Source organism: Streptococcus sp. cx1 (assembly GCF_052384325.1).
GTDB lineage: Bacteria > Bacillota > Bacilli > Lactobacillales > Streptococcaceae > Streptococcus > Streptococcus salivarius_G.
In genome coordinates this window covers 409,571-435,630 of the sequence record NZ_JBQSUN010000001.1, presented here as the reverse complement: position 1 = coordinate 435,630, position 26,060 = coordinate 409,571, and the positions used below count along the sequence as shown (strand labels likewise).

Below are 26,060 nucleotides of genomic sequence, written 5' to 3'. Positions count from 1 at the left end.
TTAATTTTTAAACAGTTTCTATTATACCACGAATTCTGACTATTTTGAGACTACAATCACTACTTTTTGTGATAAAATAAATTCATGACTATGAAAACTACCCTGGGAATTCTGGTGGGTAAAGCTAGCCATTTCGTCCTTTCAAAATTGGGACGTGGTTCAACCCTGCCTGGAAAAATCGCCCTTAAATTTGACAAAGATATTTTAGACACTTTAGCCAAGGACTACGAGATTGTCGTTGTCACTGGAACCAACGGTAAGACTCTGACAACAGCTTTGACAGTTGGGATTCTTAAAGAAGCTTTTGGTGAGATTGTGACTAATCCTAGTGGAGCCAATATGATCACAGGGATTACTTCTACTTTCCTAACAGTTAAAAAAGCTAAGTCTGGTAAGAAAATTGCTGTCTTGGAAATTGACGAAGCCAGCCTTCCAAAAATCACTGAATACATCACTCCAAGTCTTTTTGTCTTCACAAATATTTTCCGTGACCAAATGGACCGCTATGGTGAAATCTATACCACTTATCAGATGATTTTAGATGGTGCTGCTAAGGCGCCTGAGGCTACTATTTTGGCTAATGGAGACAGTCCTCTTTTCAATTCTAAAGAGGTAGTCAATCCCGTGCGTTTCTACGGTTTTGACACTGAAAAACATGATCCAGAGCTGGCTCATTATAATACTGAAGGTATTGTCTGCCCTAAATGTGAGAGTATTCTTCAGTATCGCCTTAATACTTACGCTAACTTGGGTGACTATGTGTGCCTTAACTGCGACTTCCACCGTCCAGAATTAGATTATAAGCTGACAGAGTTGACTAAAATCACCAACACTACTTCTGAATTTGTTATTGATGGACAAGATTACAAGATTAATGTCGGTGGTCTTTATAACATCTACAATGCCCTTGCTGCTGTTTCTGTCGCTGAATTCTTCGGAGTAGCTCCAGAGCAAATCAAAGCTGGTTTTGATAAGAGCCGTGCTGTCTTTGGACGCCAAGAAACTTTTAAGATTGGTGACAAATCATGTACCCTCGTACTAATTAAGAATCCCGTAGGAGCCAGCCAAGCTCTTGACATGATTAAACTTGCAGATTATCCATTTAGCTTGTCAGTCCTTCTTAATGCTAACTATGCTGATGGTATTGACACCAGCTGGATTTGGGATGCCAACTTTGAAAGCATTCTCGAGATGGATATCCCTGAGATTAATGCTGGTGGTGTTCGCCATTCTGAAATTGCTCGCCGTCTTCGTGTGACTGGCTATCCAGAGGATAAGATTACGCAAGCAGAAAAACTTGAAGATATTATGGCCTTGATTGAAAAACAAGATTGTGACCATGCCTATATCTTAGCGACCTATACTGCCATGCTTGAATTCCGTGATATTCTTGCTCAACGTCATGCTGTCGGAAAGGAGATGAACTAATGACCTATACTTCACTCAAATCTCCAGAAAATCGTGACTACACCTACGACCTAAACGTTGCCCACCTTTATGGTAATCTGCTCAATACCTACGGTGACAACGGTAATGTCCTTATGATCAAATACGTGGGGGAAAAACTTGGTGCTAAGATGACCTTTGACATCGTTTCAGTTGGAGATGACTTCGACAAGGACCACTACGACATGGTCTTCTTTGGAGGTGGTCAAGACTACGAACAGTCCATCGTTGCTAAAGACCTTCCAACTAAACGTGATGCCATTGGTCAATTCATCCAAGACAATAAAGTAATCCTAGCCATCTGTGGTGGTTTCCAACTTCTTGGACAATATTACATCCAGGCTAACGGTGTCCGTATTGATGGTATCGGCGTCATGGGTCACTACACCCTTAATCAAGAAAATAACCGTTACATCGGTGATATCAAAATCCATAACGAAGAGTTCGATGAAACTTACTATGGTTTTGAAAATCACCAAGGACGCACCTTCCTTTCTGAGGATGAAAAACCACTTGGCAAAGTGCTCTACGGTAATGGTAATAACAAAGAAGATGGTACTGAGGGTGTCCACTATAAAAATGTTTATGGTAGCTACTTCCATGGACCAATTCTTTCTCGTAATGCTAACCTTGCCTACCGTTTGGTTACAACTGCCCTTCGTAACAAGTATGGCCAAGACATTGAATTGCCAAGTTACGATGACATTCTCTCAAGTGAGATTGCTGAAGAATACGCCGATACTAAATCAAAAGCAGAATTTGAGAAATAATTCTATGACATAGCAAAATAGCGAAACCTTTGAGTTTCGCTATTTTTTATATCTATTTCCAAAGACGTCTTTTCTTCAATCTATCTTCAATTTTACGATTATCAATTCTTAAAATGGCAATCATATCAAACAAGAGCCAAGTTCGTTTAGGATAAACAATGTATTTTGGAGACCATATTGGAGAGAACTTCTCCTTATAACGTTGAAGCCCACTAAAAGAGTAAAAACGCTGGGCAAAGACATAGACCAAATTGGCAACCTTTTCTTCCAAGAAGCTATCTTCTTCAGTACCCACATTCGCGAGTGGAGCCATTCCCATATCAAAGTATTGCTTCCCTTCCGCTTGGAAGTACTGGAAGAGTTTGACAAAGAGGTAATCCATGATACCTTCAGGTGCCTTTTCAAAATCATAACGCATAAGGTCAATCGTCGCCACCCGTTTGTTTTTGGTTGGCATGATATTAGCAAAGGCTACAATTTCTCCATCCTCACTCTCAACAATAGCAATCGGTGCCTGCTGCAGATAAGCTTCATCAAAGAAACCAAGAGAGAAACCCTTCTCCTTACGACCGTTAAGCCAAATATCTGAGACAGCCTTCATTTCTTGCATCTGAGTCTCTGAAAATGGAGGATCAAGCAACTTAAACTGGAAACCTGCTTTTTCGACACGATTGGTTGGTTTACGGAACTTCTTACCATGCTTACCATCGACAGAGAATGTCGTCAAATCAACCATGGCGTTTTCCCCAAATTTCATAAAATCAAAGCCATAATCATGAAGCATCAGGGTAATACTCTCGTCTGCCTCATAAAACAAGGCTTGTAAATTCCAATCTGATAGTGTCTTCAAGAAAGATTCCCAAGCTGCTCGGTAATAGTTTTCATTACCAATTGGATTTCCCATAACCACACACTTATTGCTGGTTTGTGCAAATTGGAAAACGACCTGGTCTTGTCCATCGACACGATACCAAAAGAGGCGTTTATCATGTAAATAAGCCAAGGCACTTTCTGATGCACCCCCATATTTCTCAAGGAGAGCTGTGAAGCGCTCATCATCCATGCTTTGACCAAAAGGCCTGCGGGGTGCCAAAATTCTCAAGACTCCCCAAACAATGGTTGCAATGATAACTGATGCCAGTAAAATATCAAACCAAATATGAACAAAATGCCCAAGAACATCCCGGTTCTTAGGTGGCAATAAATGAGACCAAAAAACGCTGCCACCCAGAACAAGAAGAACCAGAATAGTAAAGGCTAGGAAAAGGAAATCCTTTGTTTTGTCTTCCCAACTATAAACAAAGTAACGATGATACAACCTCTTTCTGATAATCAACATAAGCACCAAAGAGAGTACAATTAGGAAAGACATGGCCCAAGAAATACCATTGAGATTGACATAAATCAAGGTCAAGACAAAGGTTATCAAGGAAGCAATGAAAGCTCCCTTAACTCGACGCCTGATGAGCCGAGCCATGAAAATGAATAGAGTTCCAAATAGGATACTTGGGAATTGCCAAATCAACTGTTCCTGAATAGGATTAAAACGGCTAATAAAGTAGACATTTGCCAAGCGTTCTGGAATTAAGGCTGACAAAATCAAGAAAATCCCTGAAAAACGTAGCAAATACACAAGAAAGCGGTGGAGACTTCCACCAAATACTCGTGAAGAAAGTTTGAAGTATTTCTCGTTGATACTCCCTCCCATGTGTTTGAAAAAGAAGACAACACCTAACAAGAAGGGAATAACGTAGTAAGTTAAACGAAAGAGCAAGAGCAGACTAACCGCAAGAGCATTACTAACCCCCATAGAGGTCAGACCGGTAATCACAATCAAATCGAAACTACCAATCCCGCCCGGAATCATAGAGAAGATACCAATAATAACCGCTAGGAAATAAAGAGGAATCAGATTATAAAGAGGAACATGCAAGCCCATTAAATAAGCTACACTTACAAAGCTTCCAAGGGCCGTTCCCCATTCAGCTGTCGAAGCTAAAAGAAGACTTAGCCTCGTTTTCAATGGTACTTGACCAAAATAGGCTAATTTTTCACGACTAGAAACAAAGAAAATAAAAGGCAGATAAAGGAAAATACCCAGTAACAGTAACCAATACTTTCTTAAATCCGGACTTAGAGGGAAGAACCAAAAGACAGCGAATACCAAACCACTTAAAAGGGATAGGCCCGACATAAAGTAAGGCAATAAACGAGAAAGTGCCTTAACACCCGTCTTTTCCTGCCCATCCTCAGAATAAAAGGAATATCTCAGACCCACATCGACCAAACCAGCAAAACCAGCTAAATTATTAATGGTGTTAACAGCCCAACTTGTTTCTAAAATATAGGATTTGGAATACTCCGTTTCTAGCTCCTTATTCAGTATGATGTCATAAAAGAGCATGGGGGAGACAGCGACTAGCCCGACGATAGCCATCAAAACAAGATGCCAAATAGACAAACCGGCCAGAGCTGACTCAAGTGACTCTAAAGTGATGGTCCGTTTGAGGCGAACCAATTCTATGACGACAAGAACCGTAATCGAGATAAAGAAGATAGATTTAACGGCCGCTTTTAAAGGTTGAAGTCTCTCTAAAAGACGCTTCATGCCACCACCTCTTTTCGACTAATTCTCACAAGCTCACGAATCATTTGATTGAAAATCTTATATTTACGTTGAGCTAGACGATGCCCTTCTCGACGTTGGACATAGAGCTTATGAATTGGAAAGAGTTCCGAAATCTCCCTAGAATGCTTAATACTGATAACATCCCTTTGCCCCATAACTACCCAAACAGGATAGGCAGCCTGATGTAGACGTTCCCTATCTAGTGGCAAGTCATGAAGCATAAGACCCGTTACCTGGGCCATGATATCCATTTTAGATGAAAATGGTGACAAGGCTTTTAAGCAAAGATACTGTAGATAGACCGCGAATCTTGAGCGTCTCGTCAACCCATTAAAGGTCATATTTCCCGCATTAAGCAAGAGCCCTGCAATCCGGTTAGGATAACGACTAGCATAAACCATAGCCAAATTGGCACCGTCACTATGACCGACAAATAAGGCCTTCTTGATATTCAAATATTGCAAAATTTCCTCCAAATCGGCAGCCATCTGTTCAAAGGTCATCTTAACACTCTGACGACTGGACCTGCCGTGATTACGACTATCAATGAAAATTAAACGATAGTCTCGATACAGAATTCCTTGCTTACCAAAGTAATTCCCTGACAAATTATTGCCATGCAAAAAAACAATTGGAAAGCCTTTACCGAGATCACGATAATAGATGATTTGACCATCTTTCACTTTGAATTCCATAAGATTACCTACCTTTTCACTAACGCATTCTTATACGATAATTAGTCTTATAAGGCATTGAGGCTGATGAATTGGACTTATCTCATTCCAAAACCATCTACCCTTCTTCACTCCATTATAACATTTCCACTAGGGAAGAGGCAGAATAATTGTGCATTTTCTGCAAAAAGAAAAAGCCTTTTCAGGCTTCTTTAAATATAATCTTTTTCAGACTTCCTTAAAGTGAGTACGGACGTCAGCGACCTTCTTCGAAGTTCCATGACTAATTTTTGAGCCTAAAGTCTCAAAAATTCCGAGTGGCTGGTATAAAAATGGTTCAGCCACTTTTCTCACAGCAGGAAGTCTCATCTAGCTTTATTTAATTACTTCTTGAAGAATTTATTTGTATTTATTGCCACGATTGATAAATCACTTAAGGCTAAATTATACTTTTTTTCTAATATGAGAATTGTTTATCACTCAATACCTAAATATTTTTTTGCAATACTATAAGAGTCTTCTAAATAGCTAGCTTTATTACTACTTCCGTCATTTACACCTGTAAAAATTGCACCAGATTTAGGTAAACCATTGTACTTATTGTAGGCATGCATTGAGTAGCTACCACCTTCACCAAAATCAAACGTAAAATCAATTGCTGTATTCATATCTCCTGTATAAGAAGCAGTAGTGACTACAGCATTCTCTTCATTATCATATTTTGTTATCTCAAAAATTTGATGATTTTGAGTATCTAGAATATAAAACTTTTTATAATCATAAAAATCAATTTTATATGCAATATGGTTTTTATTATAATCATCAATCTTCTGTTTTTCTCTGGCTGCATTTTCTGATGCTGCTATACTTGAAGATGCACTAGCTTCTTCTGACGATTCAATTTTTTCAATTACCTTTCTATTCTGATGCAATGTTATATATTTAACTCGATTCTTTTTTCCATTTTTTTAAATCAAGTCTCATTCTAGAATCATCCTTACCTTTTAGTTTAAATGACATACTAAACTTACCATCTTCTTTTGCATCTGTACTCTGTTCATCTGAAGATGATATTTGTGTTCCTTTTTCTGTAATACCACTAACTTCAACATTACCATTTTCATCTGCTGTAAACTCTCTATCAAGTTCCAATTTTAGAATTTTCTGATCACTATTTGAATAAGTATGATAAGTTATTGTAACTTTGTCATTCTTTGAAAAAGAGGCTCCTTTTTTAAAATTCGTAGTTTTTCCTATTTGAATTTCTTCTACTTCTCCATCGAAATGTACAAATCCAAAAATAAGATCTTCATCTTTCTTGACTACAACATCTGTAAATCCTGCTTTTTTAAAATCAGTCACTAAATCATCATAATACTCTTCATCTAAGTTTTTAGAAGATATAGGAGTCTTTACTTCATTTTCAACTTTCGAATCTGCATTAATATGCGCCACTGCTATCGAAAAAAATATAAGTAATGATAGAAAAGTCATACTACGTAATTTCATTATATTAAACTCCAAATTAATTTTATATCATCAGTATATTTAAAAAGAAATAAGGTGTCAACGTATTCTTTAATTTTTTATCCAATTTTAATATTGTGCTTATTTAAGAGACTTTTTATTATTTGAGTAAAGTATGTATCAAATAATAAATTAGAGTTTGACAAAAAGAAAAAGCCTTTTCAGGCTTCTCCTCTTATTGTTCGAAAGTTTGTTGAGCGATGAGCTTATTATAGTTTTCTTCATCTTCTTGGTTATCACGGACAACCTTAGATACTGTAAATGAAGATGAAATCAAGCCAACACATCCCATGAGGTAGTACCCCTTAACCATCAAAGGCTCTTTAAGGGTATAGAGGCCTACCAACATCAAGATTACGAAGAAGCCAAATGATCCCCATGCCATCATGTTGAAAGATGTTGTGTTACGATACACTTTTTCTTTACTTTGTTCATAAAATTAGTCTCCTTTTATATACTAAGACTATTATACCAACAATGTAAGCCTTTCACAACTCAAAACATGAAAAGGTTCTCATCATCCCTTAACTTTCCAATTGTTCTGATAGGTCACTCCACTCTTCCATCAGAGCTTCTTGATTGACTGACAAGTCATCTAGCTCTTTCTGCAAGTCAGACAATTCTGCCACGTCATTGGTTTCAAGCATGGCAGCAGAGATTTCCTCCAATCGTTCTTCAATCGTCTCTAGCTCATTTTCAATTTGCTCAATGCGTCGGCTTAATTTACGCATCTCTTTTTGATTGGCTTTTTGAGCTTGATAATCACTAGCACCCGCTGAAGCTACTTGGACTTCCTCTGATACTTGATTTTCCTCTGCTTCAAGACGTGCTAACTCTTCAAGCTCCGCCTTTTTCTCAAGGTAGTAATCGTAATCTCCAAGGTAAATGGTTGCCCCATCCTCAGAAATTTCCATCACTTTGGTGGCCACACGGTTGATAAAGTAACGGTCATGGCTGACAAAGAGAAGCGTTCCATCAAAGTCAATGAGGGCATTTTCCAAGACTTCCTTACTATCAATGTCCAAGTGGTTGGTCGGCTCATCTAGGATGAGGAAGTTGTTGTTTTCCATTGATAATTTAGCTAGGAGCAGACGAGCTTTCTCACCACCAGAAAGCATGGAAACAGACTTTTTGACATCATCACCTGAGAAGAGAAAGGCGCCCAGACGGTTACGAATCTCAACTTCAGGAGTCGTCGCAAAATCATTCCACAACTCATCAAGGACTGTGTTCGACGGTGTCAAGGCAGATTGGGTTTGATCATAATAACCCACTTCAACATTAGCACCATAGGTTGACGTTCCCTTGATAAAAGGCAATTTACCCACTACCGACTTGATAAAGGTTGTTTTCCCGATACCATTTGGACCCACAATGGCGATTGCATCCATTTTCTTAACATCCAGGGAAATAGGCTCCGATAGAATCTCGTCGTCATAGCCAATAGCAGCATCCTTAACTGTCAAGACCACATTCCCAGAGACCTTATCCGCATGAAAAGTCATATTAGCTGACTTCTGGCCTTCTATTGGCTTATCCAGACGTTCCATTTTCTCTAGCTGTTTGCGACGAGCTTGAGCACGCTTAGTTGTAGAAGCACGAACAATATTACGATTAACAAAGTCCTCTAACTTAGCAATTTCCTTTTGTTGTTTTTCGAAGTTCTTTGCTTCAGTGGCCAACTTTTCAGCCTTAAGGTCCATGAATTTTGAATAGTTTCCGACATAACGATCTAAACTATGTTTGGTCAAATCCAGGGTTACTGTCGCCACCTTATCCAAAAAATAACGGTCGTGACTGACAATGATTAGAGCTCCCTGATAATTGACCAGGTAATTCTCCAACCAGGCAATGGTTTCGATATCCAAGTGGTTAGTCGGTTCATCCAGTACTAAGAGTTCAGGCTTCTCAAGCAGCATTTTCGCCAAAGCTAAGCGCGTGTTTTGACCTCCAGAAAGATCTGAAATAGGCATCTCCCACATGCTTTCATCAAACTTAAAACCATTGAGAATGGCTCTGATATCAGATTCATAGGTAAAACCACCTCGCTGTCTGAAATCCTCAGAAAGTCGATCGTAGTCAGTCATTAACTTGTCCAAGTCTGACCCAGTTAACTCAGCCATCTTCATTTCCATGTCACGAAGGCGTTTTTCGTCTGCACGAAGACCTGCAAAAACATTTAACATTTCCCCATAGATGGTATTGCTAGACTCAAAGCGACTATCCTGAGCTAAGTAAGACAAATTCAAATCACGTTTTGTGTTGATTTCACCACTTGTCGGCGCTTCCTCTCCAACCAAAATTTTCAATAGGGTTGATTTCCCAGCACCGTTACGTCCAACAAGGGCAATACGATCGCGTTCATCTACCTGAATATTAATATTATCAAAGAGCACATCCCCTGAGAAAGAGCGCTCAATCTTGTTTCCTTGTAAAATAATCATAACGTTTCAATTATACCAAAAAAGCCAAGCTCCTGCTTAGGCTTTCTGACTTTCTTTCAAAATGCTTGCTACCTTAGTATTAATCAAATCGATAGCAACAGTATTTGTGACACCTTCAGGAATCACCACATCTGCGTAGCGTTTCGTAGGTTCGATAAACTGGTGGTACATAGGTTTAACCACACTGATATATTGCTCAATAATACTATCCAAGCTACGGCCACGCTCTTCCATGTCACGCTTGATACGACGGATAATACGAATGTCATCATCAGTATCTACAAAAAGCTTGATATCCATCAAGTCACGCAAGCGTTTATCCTCAAGTACCAAAATCCCTTCAACAATGAAGACATCCTGTGGTTCCTGACGATAAGTCTTTTCACTACGAGTGTGTTGGGTGTAGTCATAAATCGGAATATCCACTGGACGCCCAGCAATCAGCTCATTGATGTGTTCAATCATAAGATCTGTATCGAAGGCAAAGGGATGATCGTAGTTAGTTGATACACGCTCTTCAAAAGTCAAATGTGACTGATCCTTATAATAAGAATCATGCTCAATCATAGCAATTTTCTCATCTGGAAAATTTGATAGAATGGCACGAGAAACACTGGTCTTACCTCCACCAGAGCCACCCGTAACCCCAATAATAATCGGTTTTTTAGGCATGGTAAATTCCTATCTAATATAGTCTTTCTTATCTATTCTACACTAAATCATGATATAATAAAAGCAAATCCATATAGAAAATGAGACTTTTATGTTTAAAAACTTTCCTGAACAATGGCAAGACCTCCTTAAAGAAAAAGGAATCACTACAGAGACTGCCATTCAAAAAGAACTCTTTGCACCAATCACTGAAGGAGACAATATCCTAGGTATCAGTCCTACAGGAACAGGTAAGACTCTAGCCTACCTTCTCCCATTGCTCCTCTCACTCAAGCCCAAAAAATCTCAGCAATTGCTTATCCTAGCACCCAATTCAGAGCTTGCTGGACAGATTTTTGATGTGACCAAACAATGGGCTGAGCCACTAGGACTCACTGCCCAACTCTTCCTTTCTGGCTCTAGTCAAAAGAGACAAATTGAACGCCTGAAGAAAGGACCGGAAATTCTCATCGGAACACCTGGCCGTGTCTTTGAGCTGATTAAACTCAAAAAGATCAAGATGATGAATGTCAACACCATCGTCCTAGATGAATTTGATGAGCTTCTCAGTGATAGCCAATACCACTTTGTGACAAAAATCAGCCACCATGTTCCTCGTGACCATCAAATGATTTATATTTCGGCAACCAACAAAATTGATGATCAAAATCTTGTCGAAAATACCATCGTTTATGACCTATCTGATCAAGAACTTGACACTATCAAACATTATTATATCAGTGTTGATAAACGTAACCGTGTCGAACTTCTCCGTAAGTTCTCCAATATTCCTGACTTCCGTGGCCTTGTCTTTTTCAACAGTCTTTCTGACCTTGGAGCTACTGAAGAGCGCCTCCAATTTAACGGAGCTTCAGCAGTATCATTGGCTAGTGATATCAACGTCAAATTCCGTAAAGTTATCTTGGAAAAATTCAAGAATCATGAGATTTCACTCTTACTAGGTACTGACCTCTTGGCACGAGGCATCGATATTGAAAATCTGGAAGTGGTCATCAACTTCGATATCCCTCGAGACCGTGAAGCCTACACTCACCGTGCAGGTCGTACCGGCCGTATGGGAAATGAAGGTAGCGTCATTAGCTTGGTAACTCATCCAGAAGACCTCAAAAAACTTAAAAAATTCGCTAAAGTATCAGAACTGGTTCTTAAAAACCAAGAGCTTCACGAAAAATAAGCCATTACAAAAGCACTTCAGTTTACTCTGAAGTGCTTTTAACATATACAGATTAGGCTTTTTTACCAAAGTCCTCAATCATTTGTTCCATTTCCTCACGACTTGGAGTTGTCAACATATAAAGGAAGTCACCTTGCAACTCTGCAAAGGCTGCAGGCATGATTTTCTTAACTTTAAGTTGTTCACGATACTTATCAAAAAGTTCTTCTTCTGAGTAAGCATAGTGTGAGCTTGCACGACGTGAAGTAGCCAAACAGTAAAGTGGCTCAAACTGAGAAGCTGGGAATGGTTCACCAGCAACGATATCCGCATAACCCTTGTACAAATCAAACGAATGAGCATAGTTATAGACGTCGATTGTGAAGCCACCTGCTGGACGGTTATTATATTCAATAGCAATATAATCGTCACCATCACGGAAGAACTCAATATGGAAGAAACGTTCCTTCATACCAAATTCTTTGACAATTGCCTCACCATACTTACGTAACTTAGGATCCATATCCTTAAGAACGTAGTAAGAATTGTCCATCTTGTAAATCATCAAGTCAAGTGGAGTGTGAGCATAATCGAAAGTTGTTGAGAAGACAATATTACCATCATGATCAATCAAACCATCGAAAGTACAGATTTCGCTTGAAGTTACAAATTTTTCAAAGAAATAAACTGTTTCATGGTCCCACTCAGCCTTGAAATGATTGATATCATCTTCTGTTTCAAGTTTAAAGGTTGCAGCTGCACCAACCCCATTATCTGGCTTAGCAATCATTGGAAGACCGATTTCTTTCACAGCTTTATCCACATCTTCGTCTGTTTTAATAACAGCACCAGGCACAACTGGAGCACCAGCTTTTTGGAAGAGTTTCTTCATTTCAGACTTGAATTTAGTCTTCTTAAGGTCTTCTGGCTTAGCACCAAAAACATTAAACTGTTCACGAAGTGCAGCATCCAATTCCAACCAGTATTCATTATGAGATTCGATGCGGTCGATTGGGCCATGTTTGTAGAAAAGAAAGGCTACCGCACGTTTAACTTCATCCAAGTTTTCCAAATTGTCTACACGGAAGTACTCAGTCAATGCATCTTTCAAAGGTTGATCCAATTGCTCATAAGGCTCTTGACCAATACCAAGAACGTTAATACCCTTATTTGCAAGTTCAACTGTAAACTGTTGGAAGTTTTGTGGATAGTATGGTGAAATAACAAGATAATTCATTAGTGATTCCTCTTTTATAGTTATTTAGATAGGATAGACAAAGAAATTATAGGTTCATATTGTCAAGGAAATAAGGCATTTGTTTACGCCACCATTCCCAATCGTGAGCGACATCATGGCCCCACTCAGAGAACCAGGCTGGAATATTCTTTTGTTCAAAGGCTTCCTTAAGTTTATAGTAAGAAGGAAGACCATCTTGTTCCCAAGCACCAAGACCTGTACATACGATGATCTCAGCTTGACGGTAACGGTCGATGAACCAACCATCATTTTGGTTCCAGATATAATCTGATGGGGAATTTTGGTAAATAGCTTCATCCCCTCCAAACTCACCCACAAAGAAACGAGCATCGTAAACACCACTAAGGGCTACTACTTTATTGAAAACATCAGGGTGTTGCAAGAAGAAATTAAGCGCATGGTAAGCACCCATTGAACATCCTGTTGTCATCATTGGATCAAACCAACCAGTTTTGTGTTTGATAAATGGAATAGCTTCTTCAATAACATAGCGTTCATAGGCACGGTGCATTTCAGCACGATCGTGTGGATTTTTCCAATCACATAGCCAGCTTTCGCTGTCCACACTTGACAGCGTAAAGAATTGTACGCGTCCTTCTTCGATAAAACGTGCACAAGCATCAATCATACCAAAGTCATAGTATTCGTTATGGCTACCACCTGATGAGGCAAAAACCACAACAGGGATACCAGCGTGCCCATAACGGTTAACATACATTTCACGATTAAGTTGACCACTCCAGTGGCTAAGATGTTCGATATTCATATTTATATTCCTTTTCCTAAATTAAAAATATTTTGCGTTAATAAAGACTAGTCCCACTTTTCAGCGAAAAAGCGAAGACAGTCTGGTAAATTCTCGGCCCAAGCTTCTTCATTGTGTTCAGCGCCAGATTGAATGTGAATCTTGATATTTTCCAAGTCAACCCCACGAGCGATCAAATCATGGTAATAGCTCAGTGAAGAGTCAATGTAAGCCTGCTTAATGTTACCAGCCATCAAGGTCTTGTCAGTATCATCAGCTTCCTCAGTCCCTACATAAATGTAGACACGTTGATCTGCATCGAGCTTTTGACGCGACATATAACGATCAAAGGCATCTTGATGCAACCAGTTAGCTGAAGAAAAAACCCCAAGACAACCAATCTGCTCCTTATAATCAAGCCCCATAAACTGAGTGATATTACCACCAAGGGATGAACCAATCATAGCTGTATGCTGACGGTCTGAGAGGGTACGGTACTCCTTGTCAATAAAGGGTTTTACCACATCCATGACAAACTCCGCATACTCTACTCCCTTGCCTCCGAACTGAACACCAGGGATATTAGATTCTTGGTACTTCCACGCAGAATACTCATTCATACGGCCAGGGCCATCATTATCGATGGCTACAACAATCATGCGCGAAATATCAGGATTACGCTTGATTGTTGGGATAATCTTCCAAGAATAGCCCGAAAATGACTCCTTACTATAAAGAACATTCTGACCATCATGGAAATACACGACAGGGTAAGAACGATCTGTATCCGTTTCATAGTTCTTAGGTAGAAGAACACGCACACGACGAAGTTTACCAGTGTATGGCACCTCTAATTCATGGGTCTTCATAACCAAGTAAAAATAAGATTTATTCATTGTCAGAAAACTCTCTATATTCGAAATTTAGTTTTATTATACCATATTTTAAAAGAAAAAGAGCCCCTATAATGGGGACTCTTTACACTTTTTTAATGATTGAATAGCTAAACTCTTAGTAGTTTGCGATATCAAATACTGTTGATTTCACACGAGTCATAGCTTCGATAGAGTATTTCACACCTTGAGTTCCGGCACCAGATCCTTTAACACCAAGGAATGGGAAGTTATCTGTACCACGTTGTGTTTTGTTGTTGATGTGAACTGTACCAACTTCAAGTTGTTCAGCAATTGCAAACGCACGTGGGTAGTCTTGAGTGAAGACTGCACCTTGAAGACCAAATTCAGATTCGTTAGAAATCTTGATTGCTTCTTCAACTGAAGATACACGGATGAATGGCAATACTGGACCAAATGGTTCTTCCCAAGCAAGACGCATGTCAGTTGTCACATGGTCAAAGACAGCTGGGTAGATAAGGTTACCTTCACGTTTCAATTCAGTTTTAGCAGTAGCACCTTGTTCAACGGCATCATCAATCAAACCTTGAACGAAGTCAGCTGCTTTTGTATCGATAAGTGGTGTAACGCTTGCGCTTTCTTCAGGCATACCAACAGTGATATTACCTACCAAAGCAGTTACTTTTTCTACCAATTCATCTGCAACGCTATCCATTACAAGGACACGTTTGATAGCTGTACAACGTTGACCTGAATAGTCAAAGGCACCAGCAACAATGTTTTTAGCAGTCAAGTCAAGATCAGCATCTTCAAGAACGATAGCGGCATCTTTACCACCAAGTTCAAGCATGATTGGACGCATAGCTGCCAAACGACCGATATTTTCACCAACTGGTGTTGAACCTGTGAAGTTGATGAAATCAACTGCTTTGTGTTCAACGATGTAGTCACCGATAACAGAACCACGACCAGTGATAGAGTTCAAGACACCTGCAGGGATACCAGCTTCAACAAATGCTTCAACCAAAAGAAGACCTGAGATAGAACCTTGTGTTGGTGGTTTGAAGGCAACAACGTCACCAGCAATCAAGGCAGGAGCAATTTTAGAACCAGCCAAGTTTACTGGGTAGTTAAATGGAGAGATAGCAAGGACAAGACCTACTGGTTCGCGACGAACAACAGCGATTTTTTTCTTGCTACCAGCGTCAAATGCACCACCTTCAAGTACTTCACCTTCCAAACGCAAACCTTCTTCAGCTGCATAGTGGATGATTTCAGCAGTACGAACAACTTCACCGATTGCAGATTTCAAACCTTTAGAGATTTCTTTAGAAAGAACTTGACCGATCTTTTCTGCATCACGTTCCAAGATATCTGCTGCTTTATGAAGGTAAGCTGCACGTTCAGCATATGAAAGCGCACGCCATGCTGGAAGTGCTGCTTTAGCTGCTGCGTAGACTTCGTCTACTTCAGCTTGGCTCATCGCTGGAACTGATCCAAGTTCCTCACCGTTTGCAGGTGCGTAGATAGTAATTTCGTTTTCAGATGTTTTCCACTCACCATTGACATAGTTTTTGTATTGTTTAGCCAAGATAGTAACTCCTTTTATCTATTATAAGACCTATTTTATCATTTTTTTAGAAATAATCCAAGATTTAAACGAGAATTATTCAGAAAATTTTGACAAAAAATAGTTTAAATTATTAACCTAGGTTAGCCGTATTCTACTCCTAACCAAAGAATGAGTCAATTATTTTGTCTCTGTTTAGCTATAAAAAAAAGTGAAAGCCTAAGCCTCCACTTTTTATGATTAGTCTACGTTAACGTATTCTTTTGAAAGTTCAAGAACTTCTTCCATTGTTGAACATTCAGTAAGCGCACGGTTAGCGTATTCTTCCATTTTAGCTGTGTCAAGTTTCTTCATCAAGCTACGTGTACGAAGAACAGATGTCGCTGACATTGAGAACTCATCCAAGCCCATTCCGACAAGAAGTGGAACAGCAGTTTGGTCACCGGCCATTTCACCACACATACCAGCCCATTTACCTTCAGCATGAGCCGCTTTGATAACATTGTTAATCAAACGAAGGATTGATGGGTTATATGGTTGGTAAAGGTATGAAACTTGTTCGTTCATACGGTCAGCAGCCATAGTGTATTGGATAAGGTCGTTTGTACCAATTGAGAAGAAATCAACTTCTTTAGCAAATTGGTCAGCAAGCATAGCTGCAGCAGGGATTTCAATCATGATACCTACTTCGATATCGTCTGCAACGGCAACACCTTCAGCAACCAATTTAGCTTTTTCTTCTTCAAGAATACCTTTGGCAGTACGGAACTCAGTTAACAAAGCAACCATTGGGAACATGATACGCAATTTACCGTGAACAGATGCACGAAGCAAAGCACGCAATTGTGTACGGAACATTTGGTTACCAGTTTCAGAGATAGAAATACGCAAAGCACGGTAACCCAAGAATGGGTTCATTTCTTTAGGAAGATCGAAGTAAGGGAGTTCTTTATCCCCACCGATATCCATTGTACGAACGACAACAGGTTTACCGTTCATACCTTCAAGAACTGCTTTGTATGCTTCATATTGGTCATCTTCAGTTGGGAAGTCTTGAGAATCCATATACAAGAATTCCGTACGATAAAGACCAACTGCTTCTGCACCGTTATCATTTACACCTTCAACGTCTTTAGGTGTACCGATGTTAGCAGCCAATTCGAAATGTTTTCCATCAGCAGTAACTGTTTGAGCATCTTTAAGGAGAGCCCATTCAGCTTTTTGTTTAGCGTAAGCTTCACCAGCTACTTTAAACTCAGCAATTTGCTCTTCAGTTGGGTTGATAACAACTTCACCAGTAATACCTGAAACCGCCAAAATGTCGCCATCTTTGACAAGTTCTGTGATGTTATTTGTACCAAGAACGGCTGCGATTTCAAGTGTACGAGCCATGATTGCAGAGTGACTAGTACGTCCACCGATATTAGTAACAAAAGCTTTTACGTACTTTTTGTTCAACTGAGCTGTATCAGATGGTGTCAAGTCATGAGCAACAACGATTGATTCTTCGTTAATTGTTGCTGGGTTAGGCAATTTCTTACCAAGCAAGTTAGCAAGCACACGTTTTGTAACGTCACGAATATCCGCTGCACGTTCTTGCATGTATGGGTTGTCTTCCATACCTTCAAAAATAGCGATAAACATGTCTGTTACTTCTGTCAAAGCAGCTTCAGCATTAACTTGTTTAGCACGGATAGTTTCTTTAATTTGACCAGTCATTTCTGGGTCAGCAAGAACCATCAAGTGAGCATCAAAAACGGCTGCCGCTTCTTCACCAAGGCTTTCAACTGCTTTTTCACGGATAACAGAAAGCTCGTCTTGTGACGCCGCTAGAGCAGCATCTAGACGAGCCTCTTCTGCACTTGTATCTTCAACTGTTACAGTTTCAAATGACAAGTCCGGTTGAACAAGCAGATATGCCTTAGCAACTGCAACACCATCAGATGCTGCGATTCCTTTAAGCATTTCTGTCATATTCTTATGCCAATCCTTCTTTTGTCATTGTTTCTGCGATTGCTGCGATTGCGTCATCAGCATCAGCACCTTCTGCAGAGATAGTTACGTCAGCACCTTGACCAACACCAAGGCTCATAACACCCATGATAGATTTAAGGTTAACTGCTTTACCTTTGTAGTCAAGAGTGATATCTGAAGCAAATTTGCTAGCTGTTTGAACAAGCAAAGTAGCTGGACGTGCGTGGATACCTGTTTCTGCAACAATGTGGAAATCTTTAGAAGCCATAATGGATTCTCCTTCTTCATTTGGAATATTTGAGTTATCAATGATAACCCTTACAATTTAGAATTATAACATAGCTAATTGAGATTATCAAGGTTAAAACGCACTTTCTACAAGTTTTTCGAAAGCTTGTCTCTCATTTTACTGGTCATTTTCATTTTTCAAAACATAAGCAAATACTAGTCTCTAGTTATTTACAACATTTTCAGAAAATTTCTTTCATGGTGTTTTCAATCGTTAATTTTCATTTTCGAGCAAAAACAATCACATAATTGAAAGAATTTGATTGCTAAATGCACTCGTTGAATAAGCTTGTTTCCCAAATGCTAAGTCAGATGTAAAGATATCAGCTTTAAATGTCTTCTCAATAGCACTTGTAATCAGTTGAGCTGCCTCAGTCCAACCAATATAATCTAGAAGCATGCAGCCAGATAATAAAACTGAGCAAGGATTAGCTTTATCTTGATCCGCGATATCCGGAGCTGTTCCATGTGTTGCTTCAAAAATTGCATGACCTGTTTGATAGTTAATGTTGGCTCCAGGGGAGATGCCGATACCACCAACTTGTGCAGCCAAGGCATCACTGGCATAATCACCATTCAAGTTGGTTAAGGCAACAACATCAAATTTTTCTGGATTTAAAAGAATCTGTTGTAAAAAGTTATCCGCGATTATATCATTAATCTCTAAACGACCATCCAGCAATTCTTCTTTATAGTCTTCCTGAGCCACTTCATAACCCCATTTACGGAAGCCACCTTCTGTGAATTTTTGAATATTTCCTTTATGAACCAATGTCACTTTCTTTAGATTGTTCTTGAGAGCATAGTCGATAGCAGAGCGAATGAGACGTTTACTTCCTTCTATTGAAATTGGCTTGATTCCGATACTACTTGATTCTGGGAAGCGAATTTTATTAACATTCATTTCTGTCTGGAGAAACTCTATCACGCGCTTGACATCTGCCGTTCCTGCTTCCCATTCAATCCCCGCATAAATATCTTCGGTATTTTCACGGAAGATAGTAATATTTGTTTTTTCTGGTTCCTTAAGTGGACTTGCTACTCCGTCAAAGTAACGAACAGGTCTAACACAAGCGTAGAGATCAAGTTCTTGACGTAAAGCTACATTTAAAGAACGAATACCACCACCTACTGGCGTCTCAAGCGGTCCCTTAATAGCTACTAAACTTTCTCGAATAGCCTCCAAAGTCTCTTTCGGCAACCATTCACCAGTTTTGTCATAAGCCTTTTTACCGGCTAGAAGCTCTTGCCACTCAATATGACGCTTTCCTTCATAGGCTACTTCTACTGCTTTGTCAAAGATTGCTTGGGCATTCTTCCAGATATCATGTCCAACACCATCCCCTTCAATAAAAGGGATAATTGGACGATCAGAAACTTGAAGCTGTCCATTTTTCATTACGATTTTTTCTGCCATATAGCTTTCCTCCCTAGCGTTTTTCTAAAGGAATATAGGTCATATTTTCTTGTCCGATGTACTGCGAGCGTGGACGAATCAATTTATTATTTTTTTGCTGCTCTTGAATATGAGCAATCCAGCCGGCAACACGACTCATAGCAAAGATAAGGGTGAAGATATCGCTGTCAATTCCTAGAGTATGGTATACGGTGGCTGAATAAAAGTCCACATTGGGAATCAATCCCTTCTTATCTTTCATGAATTCTTCAATTTCTTGAGACATATTAAAGAATTCTTCATTCTCAGTACCCTCTGTCAACTTTTTAGCCATATCTCTTAAGAAAATTTCACGAGGATCCTGTTTCTTGTATACACGGTGTCCAAATCCCATGATTTTCTCTTTAGAATCAAGTTTTTCCTGCAAGTAAGCATTAACATCACCAGATTCACGGATTTCTTTAAGCATATCAAAGACGCGTTCATTAGCTCCACCATGCAAGGGACCTTTTAGAGCACCAATAGCTGTTGTGACACACGAATAGATATCTGTCAGAGTCGAGGCACAAACACGCGCTGCAAAAGTTGAGGCATTCAACTCATGATCAGCATGAAGAATTAAAGCCTTATTCATAGCTTCAATTTCAATTTCAGAAGGTTCAACACCATTCAGCATGTAGAGAAAATTAGCCGCAAAACCTAAATCTTCTCTTGGTTTGAGGGGCATTTTACCAGTACGTAAGCGTGCAAAAGTCGTAATAATTGTAGGCAATTTAGCCATCAATTCAATACTTTGCTGATAAATTGCCTCCATGGATCTTTCCTCGGCGTCCACATTGTAAACCCCAAGAAGGGAGACTGTTGAACGTAAAACACTCATTGGGTGCAAATGTGGACGAGATTGGATAAGAATGCATTGCTCTACAGCATCAGAAATATCATAGTTCTTACGCAACTCAGCTTCAAAGTACTTAAGTTCCATTTGCGTAGGAAGATGACCATTCCACAAGAGATAAATCACTTCCTCAAAAGACGCTTTATTTTCCATAAACTCGGAAATATCATATCCCGAATACGATAAATGATCATCGATAATAGATGAAATCCTAGTATTACAGGCAATCATATCCTTAAGTCCATTAATTTCAACTGTTGTCATATTAGGCTCCCTTCAATTTTTTTCTTACAACCATTGGCAAGATACCACCATTTTTATAGTAGCGAATATCAGCATCTGCATCAAAGCGTACCAAGGCTTTAAAGGTTTTGGTTTGTTCAGGTGTTGAAGCTGTAACAGTGATAACATCATGGACACCTGGATTTTCTGAAAGGTCAAAGCTAAAGGTCTCCTGTCCTGTCAATCCAAGACTTTCAGCATTTTCTCCTTCCATAAATTGGACTGGTAAAATCCCCATCATAACGAGATTTGAACGGTGAATACGCTCAAAACTCTCAGCAAGCACTACTTTTACACCAAGAAGATTAGCACCTTTAGCCGCCCAGTCACGACTTGAGCCCATACCATAATCCTTACCGGCAATTACAATCGTATCTTGATTAGCTTCTTTATATTTCATAGCAGCATCATATATAGGTAGAATGTCACCATCATATTTAGTATATCCACCAATTTTTCCATCTGCTAGCTCATTCTTGATACGAATATTAGCAAAGGTTCCTCGCATCATGACTTCATGATTACCACGACGGCTACCATAAGAATTGAATTCTTGATAATCAACACCATTCTCAGTCAAATAACGAGCTGCTGGACTATTTCTGGCAATATTTCCCGCTGGAGAAATATGGTCTGTTGTTACCGTATCTCCGAATTTAGCCAAAACCTTCAAATCTTTCAATGGTTTAACGCTCAAATCATCTCCTAAAGCATCAAAGTAAGGTGGGTTTTGAATATAGGTAGAGTTTTGATTCCATTTATAATTTTGACTTTGTTCAGTAGGAATAGCATTCCACTTCTCACTATCAGAAAAGACACTGGCATATTCATCTTGGAAGAGTTGACGGGTGACGTATTTATCAACATAAGTCTCAATTTCTTCACGAGATGGCATAATTTCCTCTAAATAAACAGCTTGACCATTATCATCAAAGCCTAAAGGTTCAGTTGTCAAATCAATATTCGTGTTACCTGCCAAGGCATAAGCAACAACCAATGGTGGGCTAGCCAAGAAATTTGCTTTAACAAGTGGATTAATACGCCCTTCAAAATTACGATTTCCTGACAAAACGGCACTCGCTAATAAATCAGTTTCTACAATAGCCTTAGCCACCTCAGGACGTAAGTCTCCTGAGTTCCCAATACAGGTTGTACAACCGTAACCTACCAAGTTAAAGCCAAGCTTATCTAGATAGGTTTGTAAGCCTGAAGCTTTGAGATAACCAGTAACAACCTTAGAACCTGGTGCCAAAGATGTCTTCACTGTTGGAGATACTTTTAATCCTTTCTCAACCGCTTTTTTAGCTAAAAGACCAGCTGCCATAAGAACGTAAGGATTTGAGGTATTGGTACATGATGTGATAGCTGCAATGGCCACATGACCTGTTTGAATTGTTTCTGAATGATCCTTAAAGTCAACGTTTGCAGTTTTTGCTAACTCTTCCTTATCCAAACCGAAACCACGGACACCTGCTTCTCGTACCACTGCATCTTGAAATTCTTGCTTAGCATCTGATAAGAGAATCAAATCTTGTGGACGTTTAGGACCTGAGATAGAAGGTTTAATAGATGACAAATCGATTTCAACAATCTTAGTATACTTGGCTTCTTTACTTGGATCATAGAAAAGATGATTGGCTTTTGTATAGGCTTCAGTGACTTGGATATGTTCCTCATCACGGTTAGTTAAACGCATGTAGTTAAGAGTCTCGTCATCAATAGGAAAATAACCACAGGTCGCACCATATTCTGGTGCCATATTAGCGACTGTAGCACGATCAGCTAGAGATAAGCTCTTCAAGCCAGGTCCAAAGTACTCAACGAATTTACCAACCACATTTTCAGAACGAAGCACCTGAGTAATCTTGAGAGCCAAATCTGTTGCCGTTGCAATTTTAGGCAACTCTCCTGTCAGATGTACACCAATAACCTCTGGAATTGGGAAATAAGATGCTTCACCGAGCATAGCTGCTTCAGCTTCAATGCCGCCAACACCCCAACCAAGAACGCCAATACCATTAATCATAGTCGTGTGACTATCTGTACCAAACATAGAATCAGGATAGAGTAACCCATCTTTTTCAATAATGACATCGCTCAAAAATTCAATATTAACCTGGTGAATAATCCCTGTTGCTGGTGGAACCGCACGATAATTTTCAAAAGACTGTTCAGCCCACTTAAGAAATTCATAGCGCTCGTTATTACGTTTAAACTCTAGATTGATATTATCTTCAAGAGCAGTATCACATCCATATGAATCTACTTGGACAGAGTGGTCGATGACCAAATCTACTGGAATCTCGGGATTAATAAATTCGGCTTTACCACCATTAGCCACTATAGCATCACGCATTGAAGCTAAATCAACAACAACAGGAACTCCTGTAAAATCTTGTAAGATAACACGACTTGGTTTAAAAGGCACTTCAGAAATTGTTGGAAAATTCGGAAATTTCATTAGATCAGAAATGTGAGATTCCTTAACATCGACGCCATCTTTTTTTCGAAGGAGACTTTCAAGTAGTATTCGAATGGTATAAGGTAGTCCTCCGACCTTAACATCATGAGATTTTGCTGCTTTTTCGAGATCATAGAAAGAGAATGTCTTACCATTTACAGTTAGATTTGAACAGTATTCTTGCATACTTGAACCTCCATTAGTTAAAAATTTTCTTTATTCTACACTGTTTTTTTTGAAAAAACAAATAGAATTGGCATTTTGATGTTATATTATATAACATTCGTGGTTAGATGTTTCTTTTTTCGTCATTTCCATATACAAATCCTATTTAATTTAGGAAACTTAAAAAAGCCTTTAAAACACAAGATATAGGGTTGTGTTTTAATACTAAACACAAAATATTGTATTTCCTTGAGATATTTAGCTTGATTTTTCCCAATATTTTGGGTAGTATTCTATTAGAGTTGAAAAAGTGGCTCTTGGCCACTTAAAATCTTTTTATAAAGGAGTATTTGCAATGGCAAAGATTACATTGTTTTCTAAAAACAACTGCATGCAGTGCAAAATGACTAAAAAATTCTTGGAAAAGGAAGGTGCTGATTTCGAAGAAATCAACATTGATGAACAGCCTGAAAAAATCGATTACGTTAAAAGCCTCGGTTTCACTGCTGCTCCAGTTATTGAAGCCGGCGATATCGTCTTTTCAGGTTTTCAACCGGCTAAACTTAAAGAAATCCTTTAATTATCAAGTTTTTATATAGAAAGGAACTTGTTTGCTTAGTTTAATATTTTAACCTTAATCTACTATTAAACTGAGCCTGGTATCTGTATTATGTCTTTAAAAAATCTTGGCGATGTTTCATACTTCCGCCTCAACAACGAAATTAACCGTCCTGTTAACGGTCAAATTCCTTTGCATAAGGATAAAGAAGCGCTTCGTGCCTTCTTCCTTGAAAACGTTAAGCCAAATTCAATGGCATTCAACAGCATCACAGATAAAATTAATTATTTGATTGAGAACGATTATATTGAGTCTGAATTCATCGGTAAATACGAACCTGCTTTCATCGAAAAATTGTCTGCAGAAATTCATTCTCAAAAATTCCGCTTCCAATCTTTCATGGCAGCCTACAAGTTCTACCAACAATATGCGCTCAAAACAAACGATGGCGAGTCTTACCTCGAAAGTATTGAAGATCGTGTTCTATTCAACGCCCTTTACTTTGCTGATGGTGATGAAAACCTAGCTAGTGACCTTGCCAACGAAATGATTCACCAACGTTACCAACCTGCTACTCCTTCATTTCTAAATGCTGGACGTAGCCGTCGTGGTGAGCTCGTGTCATGTTTCCTTATTCAAGTAACGGATGACATGAATTCTATCGGACGTTCTATCAACTCTGCCCTCCAGTTATCACGTATTGGTGGTGGGGTAGGTATTAGCTTGTCTAACCTTCGTGAAGCTGGTGCTCCTATCAAAGGATATGCTGGGGCAGCCTCTGGTGTCGTGCCTGTTATGAAGCTTTTCGAAGATAGCTTCTCTTACTCAAACCAACTTGGCCAACGTCAAGGTGCTGGTGTTGTTTATTTGGATGTTTTCCACCCAGATATTCTTGCCTTCCTTTCTACTAAGAAAGAGAATGCTGATGAGAAGGTGCGTGTTAAGACACTATCACTTGGTGTTACAGTTCCAGATAAATTCTACGAGTTGGCACGTAATAATGAAGATATGTACCTCTTCAGTCCTTACTCAGTCGAAAAAGAGTACGGTAAACCATATAACTACATTGATATTACAGCTATGTACGATGAGTTGGTTGCCAATCCAAATATCACAAAAACCAAGATTAATGCCCGTGAGCTAGAAACTGAAATTTCTAAACTCCAACAAGAATCAGGTTATCCATATATCGTCAATGTTGATACAGCCAATCGACACAATCCAATCGATGGTAAGATTATCATGTCCAACCTCTGTTCTGAAATTCTTCAAGTTCAAACACCAAGTGAGCTTAACGATGCACAAGAGTTTGTTAAACTCGGTACAGATATTTCATGTAACCTTGGATCAACTAATATCCTTAACATGATGACCTCACCTGACTTTGGTCGTTCGATTAGAGCAATGACACGTGCGCTTACCTTTGTTACAGATAGCTCAAGTATTGATGCTGTACCATCTATCAAAAATGGTAACCAACAAGCTCATACCTTTGGTTTGGGAGCTATGGGGCTTCACTCTTACCTCGCTAAACACCATATCGAGTATGGTAGCCCTGAATCTGTTGAATTCACTAATATCTACTTCATGCTTATGAACTACTGGACTTTAGTTGAATCTAACAACATTGCCCGTGAACGTCAAGAAACCTTTGTCGGTTTTGAAAAATCAAAATATGCTGATGGTTCTTACTTTGACAAATACGTTACAGGCCAATACGTTCCTAAATCTGACCGTATCAAAGAACTTTTCGATGGCCACTTCATCCCACAAGCCAAAGATTGGGAAGAGCTCCGTGAACTCGTTAAGAAAGATGGACTCTACCATCAAAACCGTTTGGCTGTTGCGCCAAATGGCTCAATCTCTTACATTAACGACTGTTCGGCTTCTATCCATCCAATCACACAACGTATTGAAGAACGTCAAGAAAAGAAAATCGGAAAAATCTACTATCCAGCCAACGGTCTTTCAACAGACACAATTCCTTTCTACACTTCAGCCTACGACATGGACATGCGTAAAGTTATCGACGTTTATGCCGCTGCAACTGAACACGTTGATCAAGGTTTGTCATTAACCCTATTCTTGCGTAGTGAGTTACCAAAAGAAATTTACGAATGGAAAACAGAAAATAAACAAACGACTCGTGACCTTTCTATCCTTCGTAACTACGCCTTTAACAAGGGAATTAAATCAATCTACTACATCCGTACTTATACAGATGACGGTGAAGAGGTTGGTTCTAACCAATGTGAAAGCTGTGTCATCTAAGATGGTGATTTAACGATAACAACCTCA

The 26,060-nt window shown here is 39.2% G+C and carries 21 protein-coding genes; 5 read left to right on the top strand and 16 right to left on the bottom strand.

The annotated features are described in order from the left end of the window. The first annotated feature begins 84 nt into the window (after nt 1-84). On the top strand, nt 85-1,428 hold the full coding sequence (gene murT / locus ACT170_RS02105) for a lipid II isoglutaminyl synthase subunit MurT (RefSeq protein ID WP_195187795.1): 1,344 nt from the start codon (nt 85-87) through the stop codon (nt 1,426-1,428). Continuing rightward, nucleotides 1,428-2,216 (top strand): lipid II isoglutaminyl synthase subunit GatD, encoded by a 789-nt coding sequence (gene gatD, locus ACT170_RS02100; protein WP_410532869.1) that lies wholly within the window; start codon nt 1,428-1,430, stop codon nt 2,214-2,216. Before murT ends, gatD begins: the two co-directional genes overlap by 1 nt. Nucleotides 2,217-2,268: 52 nt before the next feature. On the opposite strand, the gene mprF is transcribed toward gatD, so the two are convergent. The 7 genes from mprF to udk form a co-directional block, all read right to left on the bottom strand. Continuing rightward, complete coding sequence (mprF, locus tag ACT170_RS02095; protein WP_444817975.1) at nt 2,269-4,824, bottom strand: bifunctional lysylphosphatidylglycerol flippase/synthetase MprF; 2,556 nt, start codon at nt 4,822-4,824, stop codon at nt 2,269-2,271. Further along, nucleotides 4,821-5,540 carry an alpha/beta fold hydrolase gene (locus ACT170_RS02090; protein WP_444817974.1) on the bottom strand — a complete coding sequence of 240 codons (720 nt, stop codon included), beginning with the start codon at nt 5,538-5,540 and terminating at the stop codon, nt 4,821-4,823. Before ACT170_RS02090 ends, mprF begins: the two co-directional genes overlap by 4 nt. Nucleotides 5,541-5,995: 455 nt before the next feature. Beyond that, nucleotides 5,996-6,451, bottom strand: coding sequence for a hypothetical protein (locus tag ACT170_RS02085; RefSeq protein ID WP_444817973.1), 456 nt, complete (start codon nt 6,449-6,451; stop codon nt 5,996-5,998). 10 nt (nt 6,452-6,461) lie between these two features. Then, the gene (locus ACT170_RS02080) at nt 6,462-7,028 is read right to left on the bottom strand and encodes a hypothetical protein (RefSeq protein ID WP_444817972.1); all 567 of its coding nucleotides are present in this window, start codon (nt 7,026-7,028) and stop codon (nt 6,462-6,464) included. Nucleotides 7,029-7,221: 193 nt separating this feature from the next. Then, nucleotides 7,222-7,434 (bottom strand): YiaA/YiaB family inner membrane protein, encoded by a 213-nt coding sequence (locus tag ACT170_RS02075; protein ID WP_444817971.1) that lies wholly within the window; start codon nt 7,432-7,434, stop codon nt 7,222-7,224. A gap of 136 nt (nt 7,435-7,570) precedes the next feature. After that, nucleotides 7,571-9,490: a ribosomal protection-like ABC-F family protein gene (abc-f, locus tag ACT170_RS02070; protein ID WP_444817970.1), complete on the bottom strand. Its 1,920-nt coding sequence runs from the start codon at nt 9,488-9,490 to the stop codon at nt 7,571-7,573. Between the two features lie 36 nt (nt 9,491-9,526). Beyond that, nucleotides 9,527-10,162 carry a uridine kinase gene (gene udk / locus ACT170_RS02065; RefSeq protein ID WP_002890688.1) on the bottom strand — a complete coding sequence of 212 codons (636 nt, stop codon included), beginning with the start codon at nt 10,160-10,162 and terminating at the stop codon, nt 9,527-9,529. A gap of 91 nt (nt 10,163-10,253) precedes the next feature. Here udk and ACT170_RS02060 point away from each other — a divergent pair, with 91 nt between their 5' ends. Continuing rightward, a complete protein-coding gene (locus ACT170_RS02060) occupies nt 10,254-11,336 on the top strand; it encodes a DEAD/DEAH box helicase (RefSeq protein ID WP_037600508.1) in 1,083 nt (360 codons plus the stop codon). A gap of 52 nt (nt 11,337-11,388) precedes the next feature. Here ACT170_RS02060 and ACT170_RS02055 read toward each other — a convergent pair whose 3' ends face one another. The 9 genes from ACT170_RS02055 to acnA all read right to left on the bottom strand — a co-directional run bounded on the left by ACT170_RS02055 (nt 11,389) and on the right by acnA (nt 23,224). After that, the gene (locus ACT170_RS02055) at nt 11,389-12,552 is read right to left on the bottom strand and encodes an ATP-grasp domain-containing protein (RefSeq protein ID WP_195968773.1); all 1,164 of its coding nucleotides are present in this window, start codon (nt 12,550-12,552) and stop codon (nt 11,389-11,391) included. A 46-nt stretch (nt 12,553-12,598) separates the two neighbouring features. Further along, a complete protein-coding gene (locus ACT170_RS02050; RefSeq protein ID WP_002884014.1) occupies nt 12,599-13,339 on the bottom strand; it encodes an esterase family protein in 741 nt (246 codons plus the stop codon). 47 nt (nt 13,340-13,386) lie between these two features. Next, nucleotides 13,387-14,214: an alpha/beta hydrolase gene (locus ACT170_RS02045; RefSeq protein WP_002884105.1), complete on the bottom strand. Its 828-nt coding sequence runs from the start codon at nt 14,212-14,214 to the stop codon at nt 13,387-13,389. Between the two features lie 115 nt (nt 14,215-14,329). Further along, on the bottom strand, nt 14,330-15,763 hold the full coding sequence (locus ACT170_RS02040) for an NADP-dependent glyceraldehyde-3-phosphate dehydrogenase (protein WP_002890682.1): 1,434 nt from the start codon (nt 15,761-15,763) through the stop codon (nt 14,330-14,332). 219 nt (nt 15,764-15,982) lie between these two features. Next, nucleotides 15,983-17,716 carry a phosphoenolpyruvate--protein phosphotransferase gene (ptsP, locus tag ACT170_RS02035; protein WP_444817969.1) on the bottom strand — a complete coding sequence of 578 codons (1,734 nt, stop codon included), beginning with the start codon at nt 17,714-17,716 and terminating at the stop codon, nt 15,983-15,985. Between the two features lie 4 nt (nt 17,717-17,720). Then, nucleotides 17,721-17,984, bottom strand: a complete 264-nt coding sequence (locus ACT170_RS02030; protein ID WP_002884015.1) for a phosphocarrier protein HPr — start codon at nt 17,982-17,984, stop codon at nt 17,721-17,723. A gap of 261 nt (nt 17,985-18,245) precedes the next feature. Next, complete coding sequence (gene icd, locus ACT170_RS02025) at nt 18,246-19,421, bottom strand: NADP-dependent isocitrate dehydrogenase (protein WP_070438943.1); 1,176 nt, start codon at nt 19,419-19,421, stop codon at nt 18,246-18,248. Between the two features lie 13 nt (nt 19,422-19,434). After that, complete coding sequence (locus ACT170_RS02020) at nt 19,435-20,559, bottom strand: citrate synthase (protein WP_014634261.1); 1,125 nt, start codon at nt 20,557-20,559, stop codon at nt 19,435-19,437. 1 nt (nt 20,560) lies between these two features. Next, nucleotides 20,561-23,224, bottom strand: coding sequence for an aconitate hydratase AcnA (gene acnA, locus ACT170_RS02015; RefSeq protein WP_444817968.1), 2,664 nt, complete (start codon nt 23,222-23,224; stop codon nt 20,561-20,563). Between the two features lie 334 nt (nt 23,225-23,558). On the opposite strand from acnA, the gene nrdH reads away from it, so the two are divergent. Together nrdH and nrdE are read left to right on the top strand one after the other, a co-directional pair. Then, nucleotides 23,559-23,783, top strand: coding sequence for a glutaredoxin-like protein NrdH (gene nrdH, locus ACT170_RS02010; RefSeq protein WP_003096895.1), 225 nt, complete (start codon nt 23,559-23,561; stop codon nt 23,781-23,783). A 90-nt stretch (nt 23,784-23,873) separates the two neighbouring features. Next, a complete protein-coding gene (gene nrdE / locus ACT170_RS02005; RefSeq protein WP_013990782.1) occupies nt 23,874-26,033 on the top strand; it encodes a class 1b ribonucleoside-diphosphate reductase subunit alpha in 2,160 nt (719 codons plus the stop codon). The last annotated feature ends 27 nt before the right edge of the window (nt 26,034-26,060 follow it).

What these genes read in the sequence shown, in the direction of transcription:
- murT (WP_195187795.1), top strand. Translation starts at nt 85, where the DNA reads ATGACTATGAAAACTACCCTGGGAATTCTGGTGGGTAAAGCTAGCCAT.
- gatD (WP_410532869.1), top strand. Translation starts at nt 1,428, where the DNA reads ATGACCTATACTTCACTCAAATCTCCAGAAAATCGTGACTACACCTAC.
- mprF (WP_444817975.1), bottom strand. Translation starts at nt 4,824, where the DNA reads ATGAAGCGTCTTTTAGAGAGACTTCAACCTTTAAAAGCGGCCGTTAAA.
- ACT170_RS02090 (WP_444817974.1), bottom strand. Translation starts at nt 5,540, where the DNA reads ATGGAATTCAAAGTGAAAGATGGTCAAATCATCTATTATCGTGATCTC.
- ACT170_RS02080 (WP_444817972.1), bottom strand. Translation starts at nt 7,028, where the DNA reads ATGAAATTACGTAGTATGACTTTTCTATCATTACTTATATTTTTTTCG.
- ACT170_RS02075 (WP_444817971.1), bottom strand. Translation starts at nt 7,434, where the DNA reads ATGATGGCATGGGGATCATTTGGCTTCTTCGTAATCTTGATGTTGGTA.
- abc-f (WP_444817970.1), bottom strand. Translation starts at nt 9,490, where the DNA reads ATGATTATTTTACAAGGAAACAAGATTGAGCGCTCTTTCTCAGGGGAT.
- udk (WP_002890688.1), bottom strand. Translation starts at nt 10,162, where the DNA reads ATGCCTAAAAAACCGATTATTATTGGGGTTACGGGTGGCTCTGGTGGA.
- ACT170_RS02060 (WP_037600508.1), top strand. Translation starts at nt 10,254, where the DNA reads ATGTTTAAAAACTTTCCTGAACAATGGCAAGACCTCCTTAAAGAAAAA.
- ACT170_RS02055 (WP_195968773.1), bottom strand. Translation starts at nt 12,552, where the DNA reads ATGAATTATCTTGTTATTTCACCATACTATCCACAAAACTTCCAACAG.
- ACT170_RS02050 (WP_002884014.1), bottom strand. Translation starts at nt 13,339, where the DNA reads ATGAATATCGAACATCTTAGCCACTGGAGTGGTCAACTTAATCGTGAA.
- ACT170_RS02045 (WP_002884105.1), bottom strand. Translation starts at nt 14,214, where the DNA reads ATGAATAAATCTTATTTTTACTTGGTTATGAAGACCCATGAATTAGAG.
- ptsP (WP_444817969.1), bottom strand. Translation starts at nt 17,716, where the DNA reads ATGACAGAAATGCTTAAAGGAATCGCAGCATCTGATGGTGTTGCAGTT.
- ACT170_RS02030 (WP_002884015.1), bottom strand. Translation starts at nt 17,984, where the DNA reads ATGGCTTCTAAAGATTTCCACATTGTTGCAGAAACAGGTATCCACGCA.
- icd (WP_070438943.1), bottom strand. Translation starts at nt 19,421, where the DNA reads ATGGCAGAAAAAATCGTAATGAAAAATGGACAGCTTCAAGTTTCTGAT.
- ACT170_RS02020 (WP_014634261.1), bottom strand. Translation starts at nt 20,559, where the DNA reads ATGACAACAGTTGAAATTAATGGACTTAAGGATATGATTGCCTGTAAT.
- acnA (WP_444817968.1), bottom strand. Translation starts at nt 23,224, where the DNA reads ATGCAAGAATACTGTTCAAATCTAACTGTAAATGGTAAGACATTCTCT.
- nrdH (WP_003096895.1), top strand. Translation starts at nt 23,559, where the DNA reads ATGGCAAAGATTACATTGTTTTCTAAAAACAACTGCATGCAGTGCAAA.
- nrdE (WP_013990782.1), top strand. Translation starts at nt 23,874, where the DNA reads ATGTCTTTAAAAAATCTTGGCGATGTTTCATACTTCCGCCTCAACAAC.